The organism is Winogradskya consettensis (genome assembly GCF_018332715.1).
Taxonomy (GTDB): domain Bacteria; phylum Actinomycetota; class Actinomycetes; order Mycobacteriales; family Micromonosporaceae; genus Actinoplanes; species Actinoplanes consettensis.
This window is the reverse complement of the sequence record NZ_BOQP01000057.1, coordinates 40,075-57,513: the sequence shown is the minus strand read 5'-3', so window position 1 is coordinate 57,513 and position 17,439 is coordinate 40,075. Positions and strand designations below refer to the sequence as shown.

Genomic DNA, 17,439 nt, shown 5'->3' with positions numbered 1-17,439 from the left:
TTCGTCGCCGCGGTGGCCGGCGGTGCGGTGCGCGCTCGCGGTGCCCGCCGGCCGTGCGTGGTCGGCTATTTGGCGAGGCGTTCGACGTCGCTGACGGTCTGCTGCCAGGACTGGTCGGAGGTCTGTTTGCCCTGTTCGATGCGGACCAGGCCGTCGCGGATGGTGGTCTGGATGTCACCGGTGCGCGGGCCCTGGTACTGCGGTTTCAATTCCTTGGCAGCGGTGGTGAAGAGCTTGCCGACGGGTGCGTCGTTGAAGAACGGGTCCTTGTAGCCGGCGATCTCGGGCTTGTCGTAGAGCGCGGGGATCGAGGGCAGCAGGCCCTGTGAGGTAAAGTTCCTGGCCTGCTGTTCCGGGGCGGTGAGCCACGCGGCCAGTTCCTTGGCCTCGGCGACGTGCTTTCCCTGTTTGGGAACGGTCAGGTACGAGCCACCCCAGTTACCGCCGCCCCCGGGAACCGCGGCGACGTCCCATTTCCCGGCGAAACTCTTGGCCTGATCCTTGATTTTGGCCATCATCCAGGCGGGGCAGGCAATCGTGGCGAACTGGCCCTTGGCGAAGCCATTGTTCCATTCCGGCGAGCTTTCGATCAGTTTCGCCGACAGGTTGCTCTGGATCGCCTGGACGACGAGGTCCCAGGCCTTGCGGACCTCGGGGTTGGTGGCGACGACGATGGTGTTGTCGCTGCTGTAGAAGCCCTCGGGTGCCTGGCCGATGACGGCGTTGTACAGCGCTCCCCCGCCGTCGAAGAACGCGGTTCCCTTCGGTGCTTTCGCGGTGTACTGCTTGCCGAGCTCGAGGTACTTGTCCCAGCCGCCGGCCCACGCGGCGGAGACAGCGTCGCGGTCGGCGGGCAGGCCGGCCTGCTGGAACAGGTCGCGGCGGTAGCAGATGGCCAGGCCGCCGACGTCGGTGCCGTAGCCGATCTGTTTGCCGTCCTTGGTCAGCGACGCCTGCCATTTCCAGGGCAGGTACTCGGATTGCCGGTCGGTGCCGAGATCGGTGAACTGCTGGCCGACCTCGCGCATCTGGGCGATGAAGCCCATGTCGACGCCTTCGATGTCGCCGGCGCCGGACCCGGTGGCGAGGTGGGTGGCGAGGTCGCGGTGGTGGTCGTTGTAGGCAGCCGTGTGTTCCTTGATCTTGATGTTGGGGTGCGCCGATTCGTACTGCTTGTAGAGCTCCTGGTAGCCGAAGTTGCCGAACAGGCTGACGTTGAGCGTGACGGTTGCGCCGTCGCCGCTCTCACCGCCGCCTGATCCGCAGGCGGTCAGCAGCAGGGTTGCCGCTGCAGCCGTGGCCAGGGCACGTGAGAAGCGCATGGGCGATCTCCTTTCCATGGCGATGTAACCGGTTTCATGAAACCGGTTACATTGTGCCGAGCATGATTGTTTCGAGGTCGATCAAAAAGGATTGAGGTGCATCCCGTGACGCCAAGAGTTTGACCCCATCAATGCGTCTTCTGTCAAGTGACGAACGAATAACGCGAGATCAACACATTGACCGGTGTGATATCTGCTTGATACGGTGATGAAACCGGTTACATGGGAGCTTCGAGTCATGTCCAGCATCAAAGAACTGGCACGTCGGTGCGGTGTCTCCGTCGCCACGGTGTCCCGCGTCTTCAACACCCCGGAGATCGTCAGCCCCGGCACCCGCCGGCACGTCCTCGACATGGCCGCCGAGGTCGGCTATCTGCCGAACGAGTCAGCCCGCACCCTCGCCACCAAGAAGTCCAACATGGTGGGACTCGTGTGGGACACCGACCACCGCCGCCCCGGCTGGCGGCACCCGTTCCTGCAGGACATCCTCGTCGCGTTGAAGAGCGCGCTGAGCGCCCAGGGACTGCACCTGCTCATGCTCGCCCCCGACCGGAGCGCCGGGCCCGACAGCCGGCAGCGTTTCCTGCGTGCGGTCCAGCGCCACAGCGTCGACGGCGTGGTCATCATCGACAACGGCAGCCGCGATCCGGCCGTGCTGGCCCTGGTCGACGCCGAGGTGCCCTGCGTCGCCCTGGATCTGCGGTTCACCGGCCCGACGTGCACCTCGATCACGTCCGACAACGCCGGCGGCGGCCGGCTCGCCGCGCAGCACCTGATCGATCGCGGTCACCACCGCATCGCCACCATCACCGGCCCCCCGGACACCTGGCCGGCCGCCGAACGACTCGCCGGTTTCCGCGCCGCCCTCACCGAGGCGGGCCGGACCCTCGCCGACGCCGACATCGCGTCCGGCGACTGGTATCTCGACAGTGGCTACGCCGCCATGAAACGGCTGCTGCCCCGCTCCCCGACCGCGGTGTTCGCCGCCGGCGACGAGATGGCGGTCGGCGCCATGCGGGCCATCCACGAGGCCGGGCTGCGCATACCCGCCGACATCGCGATCATCGGCTTCGACGACATCGAGGTGGCGGCCCTGGTCCCGCCAGGACTGACCACTGTCGCTCAGGACAAGACCGGCATAGGTACGGCCGCAGCCGAAGCCATCGTCGCCATGCTGCTCGGATCGCCGGCACCCGCCGAACCCACCACGCTGCCCACCGCGCTCATCACCCGCGGTTCGACCTGAACGGATTTCTCAGCTCGGGTGATCCGCGCCGTCGCTCCGGTCGCTCAGCCAGCCCTGCTTCGCCGCCAGCAGGGCGATCTGGAAGCGCGTACGGGCGCCGAGCACCGCACCCGCGTCGCTGATGTGCTGCTGGAGGGTGCGGCGGCTCACGTTGAGGATCCGGGCGATCGTCTCGTCCTTCATGCCGACCGCCATCATGCGCAGGATCTCCCGGGTTCGCAGGTCCCGTCCCGAGGCCGGGAGCCCGCGGTCCCCGTCCGGCAGGTCGTGCCGTCTCGTCAGTGACACCGGTTCGGCGCGCTCCCACACGCTCTCGAACAGGGCCACGAGTGCCATCACCAGTGCGGGCGAGTGAACCACCAGCGAACCCGACGACGGGCGGTCCGCCCAGATCGGCAGCAGCGCGGCCGCCCGGTCGAAGATCACCAGTTTCACCGGGATCTGCGAGGTCATCCGCAGTTTCCCGCCCTCGCCCGTCCCGCGCAGAGCCGTCATGAGGGACACCGAGTCGGTGAAACCGTCCGTCTCGTACACCGATCGCATCTGCACGCCGGGCGTCACCCCCACCGCCCCGGTGGACGCCGACGCACCTGTCACATACGGCGGTTTCGCCAGATGCAGCACTTCGGACGAGCTTCCCATCAGCAGCTGGCGATAGCGGGCGGGCACCTCGTCCCCGCTCCTCAGCACCTCCACCACGTCCGTGGCGCGGGGCCCGGACACCGCTTCGTGTGTCTCGGAGAGCCGCTCCACGAGGTCCTCGACGCGGGCCAGCTCTGCGCGCCGCCGGGCCAGCAGGGCGCCGAGCGACGGTCTCGGCGGCGCGGCCGTCCATCGTGGTGCCGCACCGCCGGTCTGTGTCGCCAGTGCCGCGTCCGCGAGGTGCCGCAGCGCCCGCTCCGCCTCGGACGGTGACACCCCGACAGCTGACGCCGCCTCGTCGCGGTCCGCCGATCGCACCGCCACCAGGTATTCCAGGACGCGGCCGGCCAGCGGATCAAGACCGGTTGCCGACCACGGTACGTCCGTCACATCCATGTTTCTGAGCCCCTGAGATCCGAGCATGCCCGGGTGCGCTCTCGCTGCGATGAATCGGAGATTACAAATCTGTAAGGCCGTCCGGCATGGACCCGGCGGCGCACCTGCTCATGTGCGCAAATGCGCAAGGTCCTTCTTGTGGCGCAATCCGGCACCGGGGTGAGGTAGGCGAACCGAGCTGTTCCCCACCTTGCAGGAGCACGAATTGCGTAGAGCCAAGGCACTACCCACGATCGCCGTGCTGGCGGCGGCTGCCATCCTGGGAACCACCGCGCACGCCGCGAACGCGGCGTCCCCGGCGCCGGCCGACCCGGCACCGGTCACTGCCGCGCCCGCGACGGACACCCCTGCCCTGGTGGACGATGTGACCGACCCGGTCGACGCCACGGTCGCACCGGACAAGGCCGCGAAGGCTCACCTCGCGAGCCACAAGGACCGCTACAGGATCGGCGATCCGGCCGGCACGCTCACCACCGCGAGCGTCGAGACGCAGGGCGAACGGGAGACGGTCCGGCTGGACCAGAGGTACAAGGGCCTGCCCGTGTTCGGCGCCCAGTACGTCGTGCGTACGGAGAAGACGGCCGGCAGGCGTACGGTGACCGGCACCTCGGGCACCTACTTCACGAAGCTGGACGTCGACACGACCGTCACCCCGATCCCCGCAGCGCTGGCGGTGTCCCGGGCGGTCGAGGAGGTGCGCAAGAGCCTGCACCCCGGCTCGGCCGTCGTGGCCTCGATCCCGCGGCCCGGCACCACGGCCGCCCCGGACCTCACCGGCACCGACCAGGGCCTTCTGGTCATGCCGACCGGCACCGGCCTGCTCGCGCGGCGCGTGCTCGTCAAGGGCGCGGACGTCGTCACGGGTCAGCCCGTGCTCCGCGACGTGTACGTGGGCGCGGCGAACGGGATGCCGCTGCTCAGCGTCAGCCGGATCAAGTCCTTCGTCACCGGCCAGCAGGCCGCCGCCCTGGCCGCCGACGGCGTCACCACGGCACCGGCCGGCACGCAGTCGAAAGCCGCGGGCACCGGGACGGCGCCGGTCGTCGGCCAGGCCACCACCCTGCACGGCGCCACCGTGGCGCTCCCGCTCGTCCGGTCCGACGCCGGCTCGTACCTGCTGCAGGACCGGACCCACCAGCAGCCGGACGGCACGACGGTGCCGATCACCACCTGGGACGCCCGCGGCCGCGACTACTACGACCTGATGGGCGGCGCGTGGCCGGAGGGCCTGGCGCCGTTCACCTCCGCGTCGACCACGCTCGGCGCCGACCTGACCGCCGCCGGCGCAGTGGACGCCGCCTGGGACGCCACGAAGGTCTACGAGTGGTACAAGGCGAAGCTCGGGCGCACCAGCCTCGACGACGCCGGCATGCCGATCGACTCGGTCGTGGGCATCACGTACGGCGGCAACCCGTGGGTGAACGCGTACTGGGACGGCACCCGCATGGTGTACGGCAGCGGCGACGACGAGTACCTCCCGCTGGCTGCCGACCCGGACGTCGTGGGCCACGAGATGACGCACGGCGTGGTCGAGCACACCGCAAGCCTCGTCTACGCGGGACAATCGGGCGCGCTCAACGAGGCGATCGCCGACTACTTCGGTAACGCCATCGACGTCGACGCGTCGGGCACGCCGATGTCCGACCCGCAGGCGAGCCTGATCGGCGGCGACCTCTGCCGCACGCTGACCCCCGCCACGTGCGCCCTGCGCGACCTCGACGACGGTGCCACCACAGCGGACTTCCAGCACCTCATCGACACACCGTCGATGGACGACGGCGGTGTGCACCTCAACTCGACGATCGTGTCCGGTGCCCTCTGGGACCTGCGGCAGAAGCTCGGCAAGACCACCGCCGACAAGATCGTCTATCGCGCCCTCACCGACTACCTGACGCCCATGTCCGACTTCGTCGACGCGCGTGACGCGGTGCTCGCCTCCGCCACGTCGTTCCGCCTGGGCAAGGCCGACCTCAAGGTGGTGCGGACGGCGTTCGACTCGCGCGGGATCACCGCGAAGTGGAAGGCCACCCTGTACGGCAAGGGCACCGAGGTCCTGATCGACCGGCTCAACACCGGCATGTACGCCGACATGACGGCGAGCACGGCGGGCGGCTGGTTCGCCGTACCGCGATCCGACGCGAACCGCACCGAGCCGACCTCGATCTGGGCGGGCCGCACCAACGGCAAGGGCACGCCGTACCGGATCTCCCCCGACGACGGGAGCATCAACAGCTTCCCGCACACCGACGGCAAGCGGGTCGTGTGGTTGTCGGTCGCCGTGGACCCCGCATCACCGACGTACGAGACCAACCGCATCCTGTCGGCGCCGATCGGCGGCGGCCGGGTCAAGGAGCTCTACAGCTCCCCGTACCGCATCAACGGCCTCGGCTTCGACGGCGACCTCGTCGCGTGGAGCCAGTACGACCCGGCGCAGAGCTACCTCGACGTCGTGCGCTACCTGCGCGGCAGCTCGCCGGCCGTGCACACCCTCGCCCATCCCGACTGGTTCGGCCCCGCGACGGCCCCGAGCGTCAAGGACGGGAAGATCTCCTACGTACGCTACGAGATCTTCCAGCAGCCCGACGCCAACGGCATCTACTGGTCACTGGGCGCCGAGGTCCACGACGTCACGACCGGGAAGACCACATACGCCGGCGGCGACTTCGGCGCCGAGCGGGTGAGCTACCCCGACCTGTCCGCCACGGCGGTCGCCTGGATGACCGACCGCGACTACGGCACGATCGTCGACGGGCAGTGGAGCCAGGGGGCGTACCACGACTCCATTCGGCTCTTCGACTTCGCCACCCGCACCCCGCACCTGCTGTTCGAGGAGAACTCCCCGCAGGCGATCCGCGCCGACACCGTCGCGCTGTCCGGCACGGTCCTCACCGTCACCGAGGAGGCGCCGGTCGAGGCGTGGATGGCGACCGGTGGCTACCCGGACAACTCGCTCAACCCGAAACTCAAGCAGTACACGTTCCAGGGCAAGTACATCGGCCCGGCGTCGTGCAGCCCGGGCGCACAGATGTTCGCGTCAGCAGGGGTAGGACGCGAGGTGGTCTTCATGGACTCGTCGGCGTCCGGCTTCGGCCTGGCGTACGCGACGGGAGCCAAAACCTGTAAGTGAAACCGTGGCGCGCTGGGATCTCTCCCCCCGAGGATCCCAGCGCGCTGGTTTAAGCTGGGTGCATGTGCCGGAACATCCGTCAGCTGCACAACTTCGAGCCGCCCGCGACGCCGGACGAGGTGCATGCCGCCGCGTTGCAGTACGTCCGGAAGGTGGCCGGGGCGGCCAAGCCCTCACAACGCAACCAGGCGGCCTACGATCGCGCGGTCGAGGCCGTCGCGGCTGCCACGGCTGCGCTGCTCGACGAGCTGGTCACGACCGCGCCGTCCAAGGATCGCGAGATCGAGGCGGCCAAGGCCCGGGAACGGTCCCGCGAGCGTTACGCGTCCTGACAGCGGGCTCGTACCATCCGAGCCCGGCCTGGTCCGGGCGTTCACGGCCGGGTGACGGCCAGGGTGGCGTTGCGCAGGGTGAGGTACCAGGGCGAGCCGGTGAAGTCGCGGCCGGTCTCCTCGCCGATGTAGGCGTCGATGTGATGGCTGCCGCCCAGGCCCGGGGTGAACTCGTCGGTGACCTGCCAGGCGGCGTTCCTCAGGGCGGTGCAGACGCGTGCCGCGGGGCGGGAGCCGTCGTCCGCGGTGCCGCAGCCGGCGATGCGGAAACGGGTGCCGCGGGCCAGGACGCCGGGGTCGGCAGCCGCGGACACGAACGGGTGAAGTGCGTGGCCGTTCGTGTCGCGCGGGGCGGTGTCCAGCCAGTAGCCGATGTCATAGGACCAGTTCAAATACCTGCCTGATTCGGTACGCCCGGTGCCCTCCTCCTCCACGGCGTCGACGAAGTCCTCCGGGTACTCGCCGAGATCCTCGTCGCCGTGGGCGCAGTCGAGCTTCCGGCAACCGGTGACCTGCTCGGGCCTGCCGTCGTGGAGCTTCTCGACCGCCGTGTAGTAGACGGTGATCTCCCAGCCCGTGCTCGCTGTGGCCGCCGGCGACCCGCTCGGGCGGGTCGCCCCCGGCGCGGCGGAGGACGGGGAGGGTGCGGGCGACGGGGAGGGCGGCGGCGGCAGCGGGTTCGACGGGAAGATCGACGGTGTGGGCGGGGCCGGCGAGCTGGGCACGGCAGCCGGAGCGGCGGGCTGCGGGGTGTCGTGCGTGCAGCCGGCCAGGAGCATCAGGCACGCTGCCGCTGCGGGCGCTCGCATGGGTTCAGCGTGGCAGGGTGTGGCGGGGTCGCGCAGTAACATAAGTGCGGGCTTATGCTATACAGGAGCGCAACGTACGCGTGAGAGCAGGCCGGGAGACTCCGAGTGATCGATGTCAAGCAGCAGATCAGCGCCGTCAGCCGTACCGTCGGCGATCGTGTCCTGGAGGCCGGGCAGGCCCGGGTCGCGACCCTCAGTCAGGTGTACGACACCGGGCTCGAGGACCTGTGGGACGCCGTGACCAGCGCCGAGCGCATCCCGCGCTGGTTCCTGCCGATCGAGGGCGACCTCGTGGAGGGCGGCCGGTTCCAGTTCCAGGGCAACGCCGGGGGCACCATCACCCGGTGCGACAAGCCGCACGGATACTCCGCCACCTGGGAGTTCGGTGGCCAGGTCAGCTGGGTGGAGATCCGGCTGACCGCCGAGGGCGATGACCGTACGCGTTTCGAGCTGGAACACGTCGCCCACGTCACCGACGAGCTCTGGGACCAGTACGGGCCCGCCGCCACCGGGATGGGCTGGGAATCGGGCTTCCTCGGCATGGCGAACTACCTCAGCGACCCGTCGGCGACCCTGGATCCGGAGGCCGCCGCCGCGTGGGTCGCGACAGCGGAGGGCAAGGAATTCATGCGGCTCTCCGCGGACGCCTGGGCCGAGGCCGCGATCGCGAACGGCGACGACCCGGCGCTCGCCCGGGCGAGCGCCGACCGCACCTACCAGGCCTACACCGGCGGGTAAGAAATCAGGCCGGTGGGCTTCAGATCGCGGGGCGCGAGCGGTCCCGGTCCGCGAGGACGGCCATCAGGTCCTCGCGGGCCCGGGCCACCCGGGAGCGGATCGTCCCGATCGGACAGTCGCAGACCTCGGCGGCCTCGGCGTACGAGAGCCCGAGCAGCTGGGTCGCGACGAAGGCCTCCCGCCGCTCGCCCGGCAGCCCGCCGAGCAGGTCCCGCAGCGCGACGTCGTCCTCGAAGCGCGACTGGTGGGCCGCGCCGGCGGCGTCCGCCGCGGCCTGCCAGTCCTCGACGACCGCGGTGCGCGGGCGGCTGACCGCCGCGCGCACCTGATCGGCCGCGACCCGCCGGGCGATCGTGAACAACCAGGTCCGCGCGCTCGACCGGCCCGCGAACGACGGCAGGCTACGCAGGGCACGCAGATACGTCTCCTGGGTCAGGTCCTCGATCTCGCCGGGGGCGGCCAGATGATGCAGGAACCGCCACACCTGGCGCTGGGTGGCCCGGATGAACGCCGCCGCCGCGTCCGCGTCACCACGGCCGGCGGCGAGCGCCCATCCGGTCACCTCGTCGTCGGTCACCCCGCTGCCGATCGCTCCGCCGCTGGTCACCCCGCCGCCGATCGCTCCGTCGCCGGTCACCCCGCCGCCGGTCACTCCGCCTTGGTCGCGGAGACCGAGGACTTGTCGCCCTGAGCCGAGGGCTTGCCGCCCTGCACCGGGGCCGGCGTGGAAACCGAGGCAGGCGCCGGCGAGCCGGAGCGGCGGTACGCGAGCAGCCCGAGCACCAGCGCCACCAGCCCGAGAACGATGCCGGCGATCCCGGTCCAGGACCCGTTGCCGTCGTCCGATGCTGTCTCGGCCTCGGCGCTGACCGTGGGAGTCGTCGCGGCGGTATCCGTGGCGGCCGCGGGGGTGAGCTTGAGAACCGGGGCCGGCTTCTCGGGTTCGGTGCCGTCCGTGGTGGGCTCGTCGATCCAGCGGACGATCGTACCGTCGGAGTAGGTCTGCAGGGCCTTGAAGACCATCTGGTCGGCCTCGGGCAGCGGGCCGAGCGAGACGTCGAACTCCTGGAACTGGCCCGGCTTGATCGCCGCGTCGCCGGTCGCCGTCCAGGTGAGCTTGCGGACGGCCTCGGTGATCTGCGCGCCGTGCGCCTCGATCGGCTTGGCCAGCACGGCCTTCTCGGCGGCGAGGGTCCAGCCGGGGACCGGCTTGAGCGACACCGACGCGATCGGGGTCTCCTCGGGCAGCGTGACCTCGAGCTTGGTGGTGTTCGTGCTGTCCGTCTCGTTCGGCACCCGGAAGGTGACCTTCGCGTAGCCACCTTGCGTGGCGGTGCCCGGGTTGACGGTCACATGCGCGGATGCGGGCACGGCAAGAGCGAGGGCGAACGCGGCGACCAGACCGCCGACCACACCCGAACGCTTCAGCAGGGACATCTCAGGCCTTCCGACTCGGGTCGGCCCGGCAGCAGCGCCGGACCCGGTCATTGGTCGGCACCGGGCCCGGAAAAGTTCCCGGGGAATTTACGGGGTCGCCGGGAGGCGAACCTCGGCGGTCAGGCCGGGGGGCGGGACCGTGCCCTTGAGGGCGACCGTGCCGTGGTGGCGGCGGACGAGTTCACGGACGATGGCCAGGCCGAGACCGGAGCCGCCCGCGTCGCGCGCACGGCCGTCGTCGAGCCGGGTGAACCGGTCGAAGACGCGGGTCCGGTCGGCGGCGGGGATGCCCGGGCCGTCGTCGGTCACGGTGATCTTCCTGTACGCGCCGTCGGCCGTCACCGCCAGCCGCACGGCGGAGCTCGCGTGGCGCACGGCGTTGTCGAGCAGGTTCGCGACCACCCGGGCGAGGGCGTCGCGGTCGCCGGTCACCCGCAGCGGCGCCGCCGGGCGTTCGTATTCGATCGCCGGGTAGCGGGCCGCCGCCTCCGCGAGCAACTGCCCGAGCTCGACCTCCTCGCTCCTGGGCGGCAGGGCCCGGGTGGTGGCGTCGTCCGCGCGGGCGAGCAGGAGCAGGTCGTCGACGAGGCGGCTCAGGCGTTCGACGTCGGTGAGCAGGTCACCGGCGAGGGCGGGCCAGTCCGTGTCGTCCGGGAGCAGCTGCGAGACCTCCAGTTCGGTACGCATGTTCGTGAGTGGACTGCGCAGCTCGTGTGCGGCGTCGGCGACGAACGCGCGCTGCCGGGCCCGGGCGGTCTCCAGGCGGTGCAGCATGTCGTTCAGCGTCACGGCCAGCCGGTGGATCTCGTCGCCCGAGTCCGGCACGGGCAGCCGCCCCGGCCGCGCCCCGCCGGTGATGTCCTCGGCGCCGGCGCGCAGCGACTCGACCGGGCGCAGTGCCGCGCCGACCAGCCGCCACGACACGAGGGCGAGCAGGCCGACCAGGGGCAGGAAGGTCACGAGCAGCGTGGTGCGCAGCAGGTCGACGCTTTGGGTCAGATCCTGGGTGGGCCGGGCCACCAGGACGGTGACGCGGCTGGTCACCGGGCCCGCCGTGACGGCGACGACCCGCGCCCGGCCGTCGAGCCCGATCCGGTATCCGGGGATGTACATGCCCTCGCCGTCCCCGAGCGCGCTGCGCTCCCGGGCGTAGAGGATCGGGGTCAGGCGGTCGGCGCCGGCGGATCCCGCCACGATGCTCCCGTCGGCGGCGACGACCTGGACGCGTACGGTCGGCGAGGCCGGAACCGGGTCGGACAGCGTCCCCGAGTCCACGAGCCCGGCCACCGCCCTGGCCGTTTCGAGGGCCTCGCTGGTCGCCGTGCGTTGCAGCGTGAAGTGCATGGTCGCGACCAGGACCACCCCGCCGCCGGCCAGCCCGAGCGCCAGCATCACCACGGAGACCAGCAACAGCCGCGCCCGCAAACTGAGGCGGCGTACCCAGGACATCAGGCTCCGGACAGGCGGTAGCCCGCGCCGCGGACGGTCTCCAGGCGGTCGCGGCCGATCTTGCGGCGCAGGTATCCGGCGTAGACCTCGACGGCGTTCGCGGCGGTGTCGACGGCGGCGTCCCAGACGTGGTCGAGGAGCTCGGTCTTGGAGACGACCTCACCGGGGCGGCGGATCAGGTATTCCAGCAGCGCGAACTCGCGGGCGGTGAGGACGACCTCCTCGCCGGCGACGGTGACCCTGCGCAGGGCCGGGTCGAGCTCGACGTCGCCGTGGCGCAGGACGGCCGGGCGTTGCGGGGTGCCGCGACGCAGCAACGCGCGCAGCCGGGCGAGCAGCACGACGTACGAGAAGGGTTTGGTCAGGTAGTCGTCGGCGCCGCAGTCGAGCCCGTCGGCCTGGTCGTACTCGCCGTCCTTGGCCGAGAGCATCAGCACCGGCAGCCATTTGCGCTCGGCACGCAGCTGGCGCACGACGCGGTAGCCGGAGAGCCGGGGCAGCATGACGTCCAGGATCATCGCGTCGTAGTCGCCGTGCCGGGCGAGCTCGAGCCCGTCCTGCCCGTCACCGGCTATGTCGACGGCGAATCCCTCGGCCTGCAGCCCCCGGCGCAACGCGACCGCGAGCCGTTCCTCATCCTCCACCACCAGCACCCGCACTCCCCTACCTTGGCACGTGCGGGCCAGCCGGCGAATCCGATCTCAGCGTGGCCTCAGCGAGAGCCCGTCCATCACGATGTCGAGCAGGTGACGCGAGCGGTTCTCCCAGTCCTCGTTCTCGAGACGCCACAGGAACCCCACGAGCAGCAGCACCTCCTCCGCGTCGAGGTCCGGCCGCAGGGCTCCGGCCCGCTGCCCGGCGGTGAGCAGCGAGGTGATCGCCTCGATCACGCGGTCGTAGTAGACCCCGGACAGCTCGGCCCGGGTGGCGGCGTGCACGGCCTCCGCGACCCCGTGCTTGATCCTTCCGTACGCGGCCAGGCGGTCGAACCACAACCGGAGGGCCACGACGGGCGGGTTCGCCGCGAGCAGGGCCGGGGCAGCGCCGATCAGGCGCTCGACGTCGTCGCGGTAGGCGGCGAGCAGCAACGATTCCCGCGTCGGGAAGTGCCTGTACAGCGTGCCCTGCCCGACGCCCGCCTGCTTCGCGATCGACTGCAGGGTCGCGTCACTCGTCACGGCCAGCGCCGCGATGGCGACCTCGAGGATCTTCGCGCGGTTCTGCTCGGCGTCCGATCGCCTCGGTGTCACAGGGCACACTCCCGGGTCGCTGGCTAAGCGGACACATGTCCGCTAACGTCGGAGGAACAAGTGGACAGCTGTCCGCTTGAGTCTACGCGTACCGGAGGAATCACCATGACCAAGGTCATTGCCGTCACCGGGGCAAGCAGCGGGATCGGTGAGGCGACCGCGCTGCGGCTGGCCGAGGCCGGGCACCGGCTCGTTCTGGGCGCCCGGCGGGAGGACCGCCTGGCCGACCTCGCGGCCCGCATCGGTGACCAGGCCGTCATGCTGCGGACCGACGTGCGGCGACGCGCCGACATGGCCGGCCTCGTCGCCCTCGCGCAGGAGCGGTTCGGCCGCCTCGACGTGCTGGTCGGCAACGCCGGCGTCGGGATCGTCGCACCCCTGGACGACCTGGGCGTCGAGGACTGGGAGGACATGATCGACGTCAACATCAAAGGTTTTCTGTACGGGGTGGCAGCGGCCCTCCCCGTCTTCCGAGCGCAGGGCAGCGGGCACTTCGTCACCACGCTGTCGACTGCCGGGCTCAAGGTCGTGCCGGGGATGGCCGTCTACGCGGGCACGAAGAACGCCGTTCGCACGATGAGCGAGGGGCTGCGTCAGGAGGCCGGCGCCGGGCTGCGCGTCACGACCGTCTCCCCCGGCGTCACCGCCACCGACTTCGTGAGCTCGTCCATCGCCGCCCCGGAGGTCCGCGCGAGCTACGAGGCGATGGCCATCTCCCCGGACGCCATCGCGCGGGCCGTCGAGTTCGCGATCGACCAGCCCGCGGACGTCGACGTCAACGAGATCGTCGTGCGCCCGACCGCCCAGGCCTGATCAGGGCATTACCCTTAGGTGGTCTTCTCAGCGGCGTCACAGGCTCCCCGGCGCACTCTGTGAGCAGGACAACGGAGGGTGGACACCATGAGTGGTGTGTTCAGGTCGAGGCCGGCACTGCGCTGGCTGGTTCCGACGGCGGCCGCGGTCGTCGTCATCGGGGGCGGCGCCGCCGCGGGCACCATCGCGGCCAGCGCGGACCCCACGCTGCCGGAGCGCAGCGCCGCCCAGCTGCTGGTCGACGTGCAGAGCGCGAAGGTCGACGGGCTGTCCGGCACCGTCGTGCAGACCGCCGATCTGGGGCTGCCCACGCTGCCCGGGGTCACCGGCGGGTCGGGCAGCGGCGCGGACCTCATGAAGCTCGTGTCGGGCAGCAACACCGCCCGGGTCTGGTACGCCGGGGAGGACAAGGTCCGCCTCGCCCTGCTGGGCACGCTCGGCGAGACCGACGTGATCCGCAACGGCACCGACGTCTGGACGTGGCGCAGCAGCGACAACTCCGCCGTGCACGCGAAGATCCCGGCGGACGCCCTGACGAAGAAGGACAAGGCGCTGCCGGCGGGCGTGCCGCAGACCCCGCAGGAGGCCGCTGACGCCGCCCTCGCCGCGGTCGGCCCGAGCACGGCCGTCACCACGACGGGCGCGGCCAAGGTCGCCGGGCGGGACGCTTACGAGCTGGTGCTCACGCCCAAGGACGCCGCGTCGCTGGTCGGTCAGGTCCGCCTGGCGATCGACGGCGAGAAGCACATCCCGCTCGGCGTCGATGTCTACGCCAAGGGTGTCGACACCCCGGCGCTGCGGATCGCGTTCCAGCAGGTCAGCTTCGAGACCCCGGACCCGGAGCAGTTCGTCTTCACCCCGCCGGCCGGCACGAAGGTGACCGAGCCGAGCGCCGCGGAGCTGGAGAAGCAGCACGGGTCGCTCGACGACAAGGCCGCCGCCGACGCGAAGGCCGAGGCCGCGGGCACGAAGGTCGTCGGCGAGGGCTGGACGTCGGTGCTGGTCGCGACGCTGCCCAAGGAAGACGGCGGCTCCACGGCGGGCAAGGGCCAGGGCGCCGACACCGCTCAGCTCGACGCCATCACGAACAGCCTGCCGAAGGTCAGCGGCACGTGGGGCAGCGGCCGGCTGCTGCAGAGCGCCCTGTTCAGCGCGCTGCTCACCGATGACGGCCGGGTCCTGGTCGGCGCCGTCGCCCCGGAGAAGCTGTACGAGGCTGCGGGCAAGTGACATGACAGACCTCGCGGTCGCCTCACACGGGCTGACCAAGCGGTTCGGCAGCCAGGTCGCGGTGGACGCCGTCGACCTGGCTGTCCCGCGAGGGGCCGTGTTCGGCTTCCTCGGGCCCAACGGCTCCGGGAAGACCACCACCATCCGGATGCTGCTGGGGCTCATCGCGCCGACCGCGGGCGGGCACGAGCTGCTCGGCCGGGCGATGCCGGAGCGGGCGGCCGACGTGCTGCCCCGGGTCGGCGCGCTGGTCGAGGGGCCGGGCTTCCACCCGTACCTGTCGGGGCGGGACAACCTGCGCCGGGTCGACGCCGCCGACCGTACGGCCGAGGGTCGCACCGCCGAGGCCCGCATCGCCGCCGCGCTGGACCGGGTCGGGCTCTCCGCCGCGGCGACCAAGCGGTACCGCACCTACTCGCTGGGCATGAAGCAGCGGCTCGCGATCGCCGCGGCCCTGCTCGTGCCCCGTGAGCTGCTGATTCTCGACGAGCCGACCAACGGCCTCGACCCCCAGGGCACCCGCGAGGTGCGCACCCTGGTCGCCGCGCTCGCCGCCGAGGGGTCGACCGTGCTGCTCAGCACGCACCTGCTCGCCGAGGTGGAGCAGGTCTGCACGCACGTCGGCGTCATGCACCGCGGCAAACTCGTCGCGCAGGAGCCGCTCGGCAAGCTGCGCGCCGACGCCGCACCGATGGCCCGGGTGCTCACCGATCAGCCCGGGGCCGCGGCGACGGTGCTGCGCGCGATGGGGCTCACCGAGGTCACCGAGACAGCGGCCGAGGCCTCGGGACGGCTGGGCGCGGCGGCACCGGAGAAGGTCGTCGCGGCGCTGGTGCACGACGGGGTGCCGGTCCGCGGGTTCACCGTGCAGGCGCCCAGCCTGGAAGACGTGTTCGTGCAGCTCACCGGGCGGGGATTCGATGTCTCAAGTTAAGGTCCGGCGCCGCGTCTCGTCCCGTTTCCTCGCGTCCGAGGTGCGGCTGATCGCGGTCCGGCGGCGTAACCAGGCCGGGCTTGCCGCGCTGGCAGCCGTACCCGTCGTCATTGCCGTCGCCATGAAGGTGGCAACGCCGGACAGCACCGGTCGCGGCCAGGGTGGGGGCCCGGACTTCTTCTCCCAGATCCTCAGCAACGGCTTCTTCGTCGCGCTCGCCGGGGTCGGGGTGGAGCTGACGCTCTTCCTGCCGATCGCGATCGCGATGCTCGCCGGCGACGCCGTCGCGGGTGAGGCCAACCAGGGCACCCTGCGCTACCTGCTGACCGTCCCGGTCGGGCGGATCAGACTGCTGGCCGTGAAGTACGCGGGGATCGTCATGGGCGCCTTTCTCGCCCCGCTCGTCGTCGCGACCTCGGGCATCCTCGCCGGGCTGCTGCTCTTCGGCGGCGGCGACGTCACCACGCTCTCCGGCACCTCGATCAGCTTCGGCGCGGGGCTGCTCCGCCTGCTCGGCGTCTGCCTCTACCTCGGCGTCTGCCTCACGGCGCTCGGGGCGGTCGGACTGTTCCTGTCGACGCTGACGGAGCAGCCGATGGGGGCCACGATCGCGCTGACCATGCTGACCGTCGCGAGCTTCGTGCTCGGGCAGATCCCGCAGCTGGACTGGCTCCACCCGTACCTGCTCACCCAGCACTGGCAGGACTTCGGCGAGCTGCTGCGCGACCCGGTCTCGCTCAGCGCGCTGCAGCCAGGGCTGCTGACCGCCGGCGCGTACATCGTGGTGTTCCTCTGCGCCGCCTGGGCACGCTTCGCCGGCCGGGACATCACCAGCTGAACCCGGGACCTTCGGCACTTCCCCGGTGACGCTGCCCGGCGTTGACTGAGAAGCATGATCGTTGCAGCTACGGACGGAACAGCATCGGGTGAGGCCGCCGTGCGATGGGCCGCGCGAGAGGCCGCACGCCAGGACACCACACTGCGCATCCTGTACGCGTACGACGACCGCCACCATGCCGCCCCGGTGCTGGACGCCGCCGTCCTCCAGGCCCGCGCGGCCGCACCGTTCGCGATCCCGATCGAGGCCGTCGCCGTCGACGGGGACCCCGTGCCGGCGCTGCTCGCCATCGAGGACGCCGCGCTGATCGTGCTCGGCAACCGGGGCCGGGGCGGGTTCGCGAGCCTGCTGCTCGGATCGGTCAGCCAGCGCGTCGCCACGTACGCGAGGACACCCGTCGTCGTCGTGCGGGGCCGCTCCGGCATGCCCGGCCCGATCGTCGCCGGCGTCGACGACTCCGACTCCGCCGAGGCGGTCCTGGAAGCCGCGTTCTCCGCCGCCGCGGGGCGCGGGGCTCCGCTCGCTGTCGTCCGCGGGGTTTCCTTCGCGGCTGCGGGGGCGTCCCTGCCCGTCGGTGCCGCGGAACGGGAGCGCGAGGAGACCGAGCGGCTGGAGGCTCAGCTCGCGCCTTGGCGGGACCGGTTCCCCGACGTCGACGCCGAGGCCGTGGTCTCCCCGGACGGCGCGGCGGCCGTACTCGTCGCCGTCTCCCACGACGCCCGGCTCATGATCGTCGGCAGCCGGGGCCACGGCACGATCACCAACACCCTGCTCGGCTCCACCGGCATGCAACTCCTGCACCACGCCGGCTGCCCGGTCCTCATCGTCCGCGGCCGGCGCGTCGCAGCTACGCTCCGCTCCTGAGGCGGCCACTAC

The 17,439-nt window shown here is 71.3% G+C and carries 17 protein-coding genes; 9 read left to right on the top strand and 8 right to left on the bottom strand.

The window, feature by feature from the left end:
• Window positions 1-65 precede the first annotated feature (65 nt).
• Entirely contained in the window at window positions 66-1,322 is a 1,257-nt protein-coding gene (locus Aco04nite_RS43700; RefSeq protein ID WP_213003077.1) for an ABC transporter substrate-binding protein, read from the bottom strand.
• Window positions 1,323-1,560: 238 nt separating this feature from the next.
• Here Aco04nite_RS43700 and Aco04nite_RS43695 point away from each other — a divergent pair, with 238 nt between their 5' ends.
• Window positions 1,561-2,568 carry a LacI family DNA-binding transcriptional regulator gene (locus tag Aco04nite_RS43695; RefSeq protein WP_213003076.1) on the top strand — a complete coding sequence of 336 codons (1,008 nt, stop codon included), beginning with the start codon at window positions 1,561-1,563 and terminating at the stop codon, window positions 2,566-2,568.
• Between the two features lie 9 nt (window positions 2,569-2,577).
• Here the strand turns inward: Aco04nite_RS43695 and Aco04nite_RS43690 are convergent, their stop codons facing one another.
• The gene (locus Aco04nite_RS43690) at window positions 2,578-3,606 is read right to left on the bottom strand and encodes a helix-turn-helix transcriptional regulator (RefSeq protein WP_213003075.1); all 1,029 of its coding nucleotides are present in this window, start codon (window positions 3,604-3,606) and stop codon (window positions 2,578-2,580) included.
• Window positions 3,607-3,811: 205 nt separating this feature from the next.
• Between Aco04nite_RS43690 and Aco04nite_RS43685 the strand changes: the two genes are divergently transcribed.
• A complete protein-coding gene (locus Aco04nite_RS43685) occupies window positions 3,812-6,733 on the top strand; it encodes a M4 family metallopeptidase (protein ID WP_213003074.1) in 2,922 nt (973 codons plus the stop codon).
• A gap of 62 nt (window positions 6,734-6,795) precedes the next feature.
• Window positions 6,796-7,065 carry a DUF2277 domain-containing protein gene (locus tag Aco04nite_RS43680; protein WP_213003073.1) on the top strand — a complete coding sequence of 90 codons (270 nt, stop codon included), beginning with the start codon at window positions 6,796-6,798 and terminating at the stop codon, window positions 7,063-7,065.
• A 41-nt stretch (window positions 7,066-7,106) separates the two neighbouring features.
• Here the strand turns inward: Aco04nite_RS43680 and Aco04nite_RS43675 are convergent, their stop codons facing one another.
• Window positions 7,107-7,874, bottom strand: a complete 768-nt coding sequence (locus Aco04nite_RS43675) for a hypothetical protein (protein WP_213003072.1) — start codon at window positions 7,872-7,874, stop codon at window positions 7,107-7,109.
• A gap of 105 nt (window positions 7,875-7,979) precedes the next feature.
• Here Aco04nite_RS43675 and Aco04nite_RS43670 point away from each other — a divergent pair, with 105 nt between their 5' ends.
• Window positions 7,980-8,612, top strand: coding sequence for an SRPBCC family protein (locus tag Aco04nite_RS43670; RefSeq protein ID WP_213003071.1), 633 nt, complete (start codon window positions 7,980-7,982; stop codon window positions 8,610-8,612).
• A gap of 19 nt (window positions 8,613-8,631) precedes the next feature.
• Here Aco04nite_RS43670 and Aco04nite_RS43665 read toward each other — a convergent pair whose 3' ends face one another.
• The 5 genes from Aco04nite_RS43665 to Aco04nite_RS43645 form a co-directional block, all read right to left on the bottom strand.
• Window positions 8,632-9,189, bottom strand: a complete 558-nt coding sequence (locus Aco04nite_RS43665) for a sigma-70 family RNA polymerase sigma factor (protein ID WP_213003128.1) — start codon at window positions 9,187-9,189, stop codon at window positions 8,632-8,634.
• Between the two features lie 71 nt (window positions 9,190-9,260).
• Complete coding sequence (locus Aco04nite_RS43660; protein ID WP_213003070.1) at window positions 9,261-10,049, bottom strand: YcnI family protein; 789 nt, start codon at window positions 10,047-10,049, stop codon at window positions 9,261-9,263.
• 87 nt (window positions 10,050-10,136) lie between these two features.
• Window positions 10,137-11,498, bottom strand: coding sequence for a sensor histidine kinase (locus Aco04nite_RS43655; RefSeq protein ID WP_213003069.1), 1,362 nt, complete (start codon window positions 11,496-11,498; stop codon window positions 10,137-10,139).
• Window positions 11,498-12,157 (bottom strand): response regulator transcription factor, encoded by a 660-nt coding sequence (locus tag Aco04nite_RS43650; protein WP_213003068.1) that lies wholly within the window; start codon window positions 12,155-12,157, stop codon window positions 11,498-11,500. The genes Aco04nite_RS43655 and Aco04nite_RS43650 overlap by 1 nt, the downstream gene beginning before the upstream one ends.
• A gap of 42 nt (window positions 12,158-12,199) precedes the next feature.
• The gene (locus Aco04nite_RS43645; RefSeq protein ID WP_244876729.1) at window positions 12,200-12,748 is read right to left on the bottom strand and encodes a TetR/AcrR family transcriptional regulator; all 549 of its coding nucleotides are present in this window, start codon (window positions 12,746-12,748) and stop codon (window positions 12,200-12,202) included.
• A gap of 105 nt (window positions 12,749-12,853) precedes the next feature.
• On the opposite strand from Aco04nite_RS43645, the gene Aco04nite_RS43640 reads away from it, so the two are divergent.
• From Aco04nite_RS43640 to Aco04nite_RS43620, 5 genes are all read left to right on the top strand, one after another.
• Window positions 12,854-13,561 carry an SDR family oxidoreductase gene (locus Aco04nite_RS43640; protein ID WP_213003066.1) on the top strand — a complete coding sequence of 236 codons (708 nt, stop codon included), beginning with the start codon at window positions 12,854-12,856 and terminating at the stop codon, window positions 13,559-13,561.
• An 87-nt stretch (window positions 13,562-13,648) separates the two neighbouring features.
• Entirely contained in the window at window positions 13,649-14,791 is a 1,143-nt protein-coding gene (locus Aco04nite_RS43635) for a LolA family protein (RefSeq protein WP_213003065.1), read from the top strand.
• A 1-nt stretch (window position 14,792) separates the two neighbouring features.
• Window positions 14,793-15,725: an ABC transporter ATP-binding protein gene (locus Aco04nite_RS43630; RefSeq protein ID WP_213003064.1), complete on the top strand. Its 933-nt coding sequence runs from the start codon at window positions 14,793-14,795 to the stop codon at window positions 15,723-15,725.
• On the top strand, window positions 15,712-16,563 hold the full coding sequence (locus Aco04nite_RS43625) for an ABC transporter permease (protein ID WP_213003063.1): 852 nt from the start codon (window positions 15,712-15,714) through the stop codon (window positions 16,561-16,563). Before Aco04nite_RS43630 ends, Aco04nite_RS43625 begins: the two co-directional genes overlap by 14 nt.
• Window positions 16,564-16,617: 54 nt before the next feature.
• Window positions 16,618-17,427: a universal stress protein gene (locus Aco04nite_RS43620; RefSeq protein ID WP_213003062.1), complete on the top strand. Its 810-nt coding sequence runs from the start codon at window positions 16,618-16,620 to the stop codon at window positions 17,425-17,427.
• Window positions 17,428-17,439 lie beyond the last annotated feature (12 nt).

What these genes read in the sequence shown, in the direction of transcription:
- Aco04nite_RS43700 (WP_213003077.1), bottom strand. Translation starts at nt 1,322, where the DNA reads ATGCGCTTCTCACGTGCCCTGGCCACGGCTGCAGCGGCAACCCTGCTG.
- Aco04nite_RS43695 (WP_213003076.1), top strand. Translation starts at nt 1,561, where the DNA reads ATGTCCAGCATCAAAGAACTGGCACGTCGGTGCGGTGTCTCCGTCGCC.
- Aco04nite_RS43690 (WP_213003075.1), bottom strand. Translation starts at nt 3,606, where the DNA reads ATGGATGTGACGGACGTACCGTGGTCGGCAACCGGTCTTGATCCGCTG.
- Aco04nite_RS43680 (WP_213003073.1), top strand. Translation starts at nt 6,796, where the DNA reads ATGTGCCGGAACATCCGTCAGCTGCACAACTTCGAGCCGCCCGCGACG.
- Aco04nite_RS43675 (WP_213003072.1), bottom strand. Translation starts at nt 7,874, where the DNA reads ATGCGAGCGCCCGCAGCGGCAGCGTGCCTGATGCTCCTGGCCGGCTGC.
- Aco04nite_RS43660 (WP_213003070.1), bottom strand. Translation starts at nt 10,049, where the DNA reads ATGTCCCTGCTGAAGCGTTCGGGTGTGGTCGGCGGTCTGGTCGCCGCG.
- Aco04nite_RS43655 (WP_213003069.1), bottom strand. Translation starts at nt 11,498, where the DNA reads ATGTCCTGGGTACGCCGCCTCAGTTTGCGGGCGCGGCTGTTGCTGGTC.
- Aco04nite_RS43640 (WP_213003066.1), top strand. Translation starts at nt 12,854, where the DNA reads ATGACCAAGGTCATTGCCGTCACCGGGGCAAGCAGCGGGATCGGTGAG.
- Aco04nite_RS43635 (WP_213003065.1), top strand. Translation starts at nt 13,649, where the DNA reads ATGAGTGGTGTGTTCAGGTCGAGGCCGGCACTGCGCTGGCTGGTTCCG.
- Aco04nite_RS43630 (WP_213003064.1), top strand. Translation starts at nt 14,793, where the DNA reads ATGACAGACCTCGCGGTCGCCTCACACGGGCTGACCAAGCGGTTCGGC.
- Aco04nite_RS43625 (WP_213003063.1), top strand. Translation starts at nt 15,712, where the DNA reads ATGTCTCAAGTTAAGGTCCGGCGCCGCGTCTCGTCCCGTTTCCTCGCG.
- Aco04nite_RS43620 (WP_213003062.1), top strand. Translation starts at nt 16,618, where the DNA reads ATGATCGTTGCAGCTACGGACGGAACAGCATCGGGTGAGGCCGCCGTG.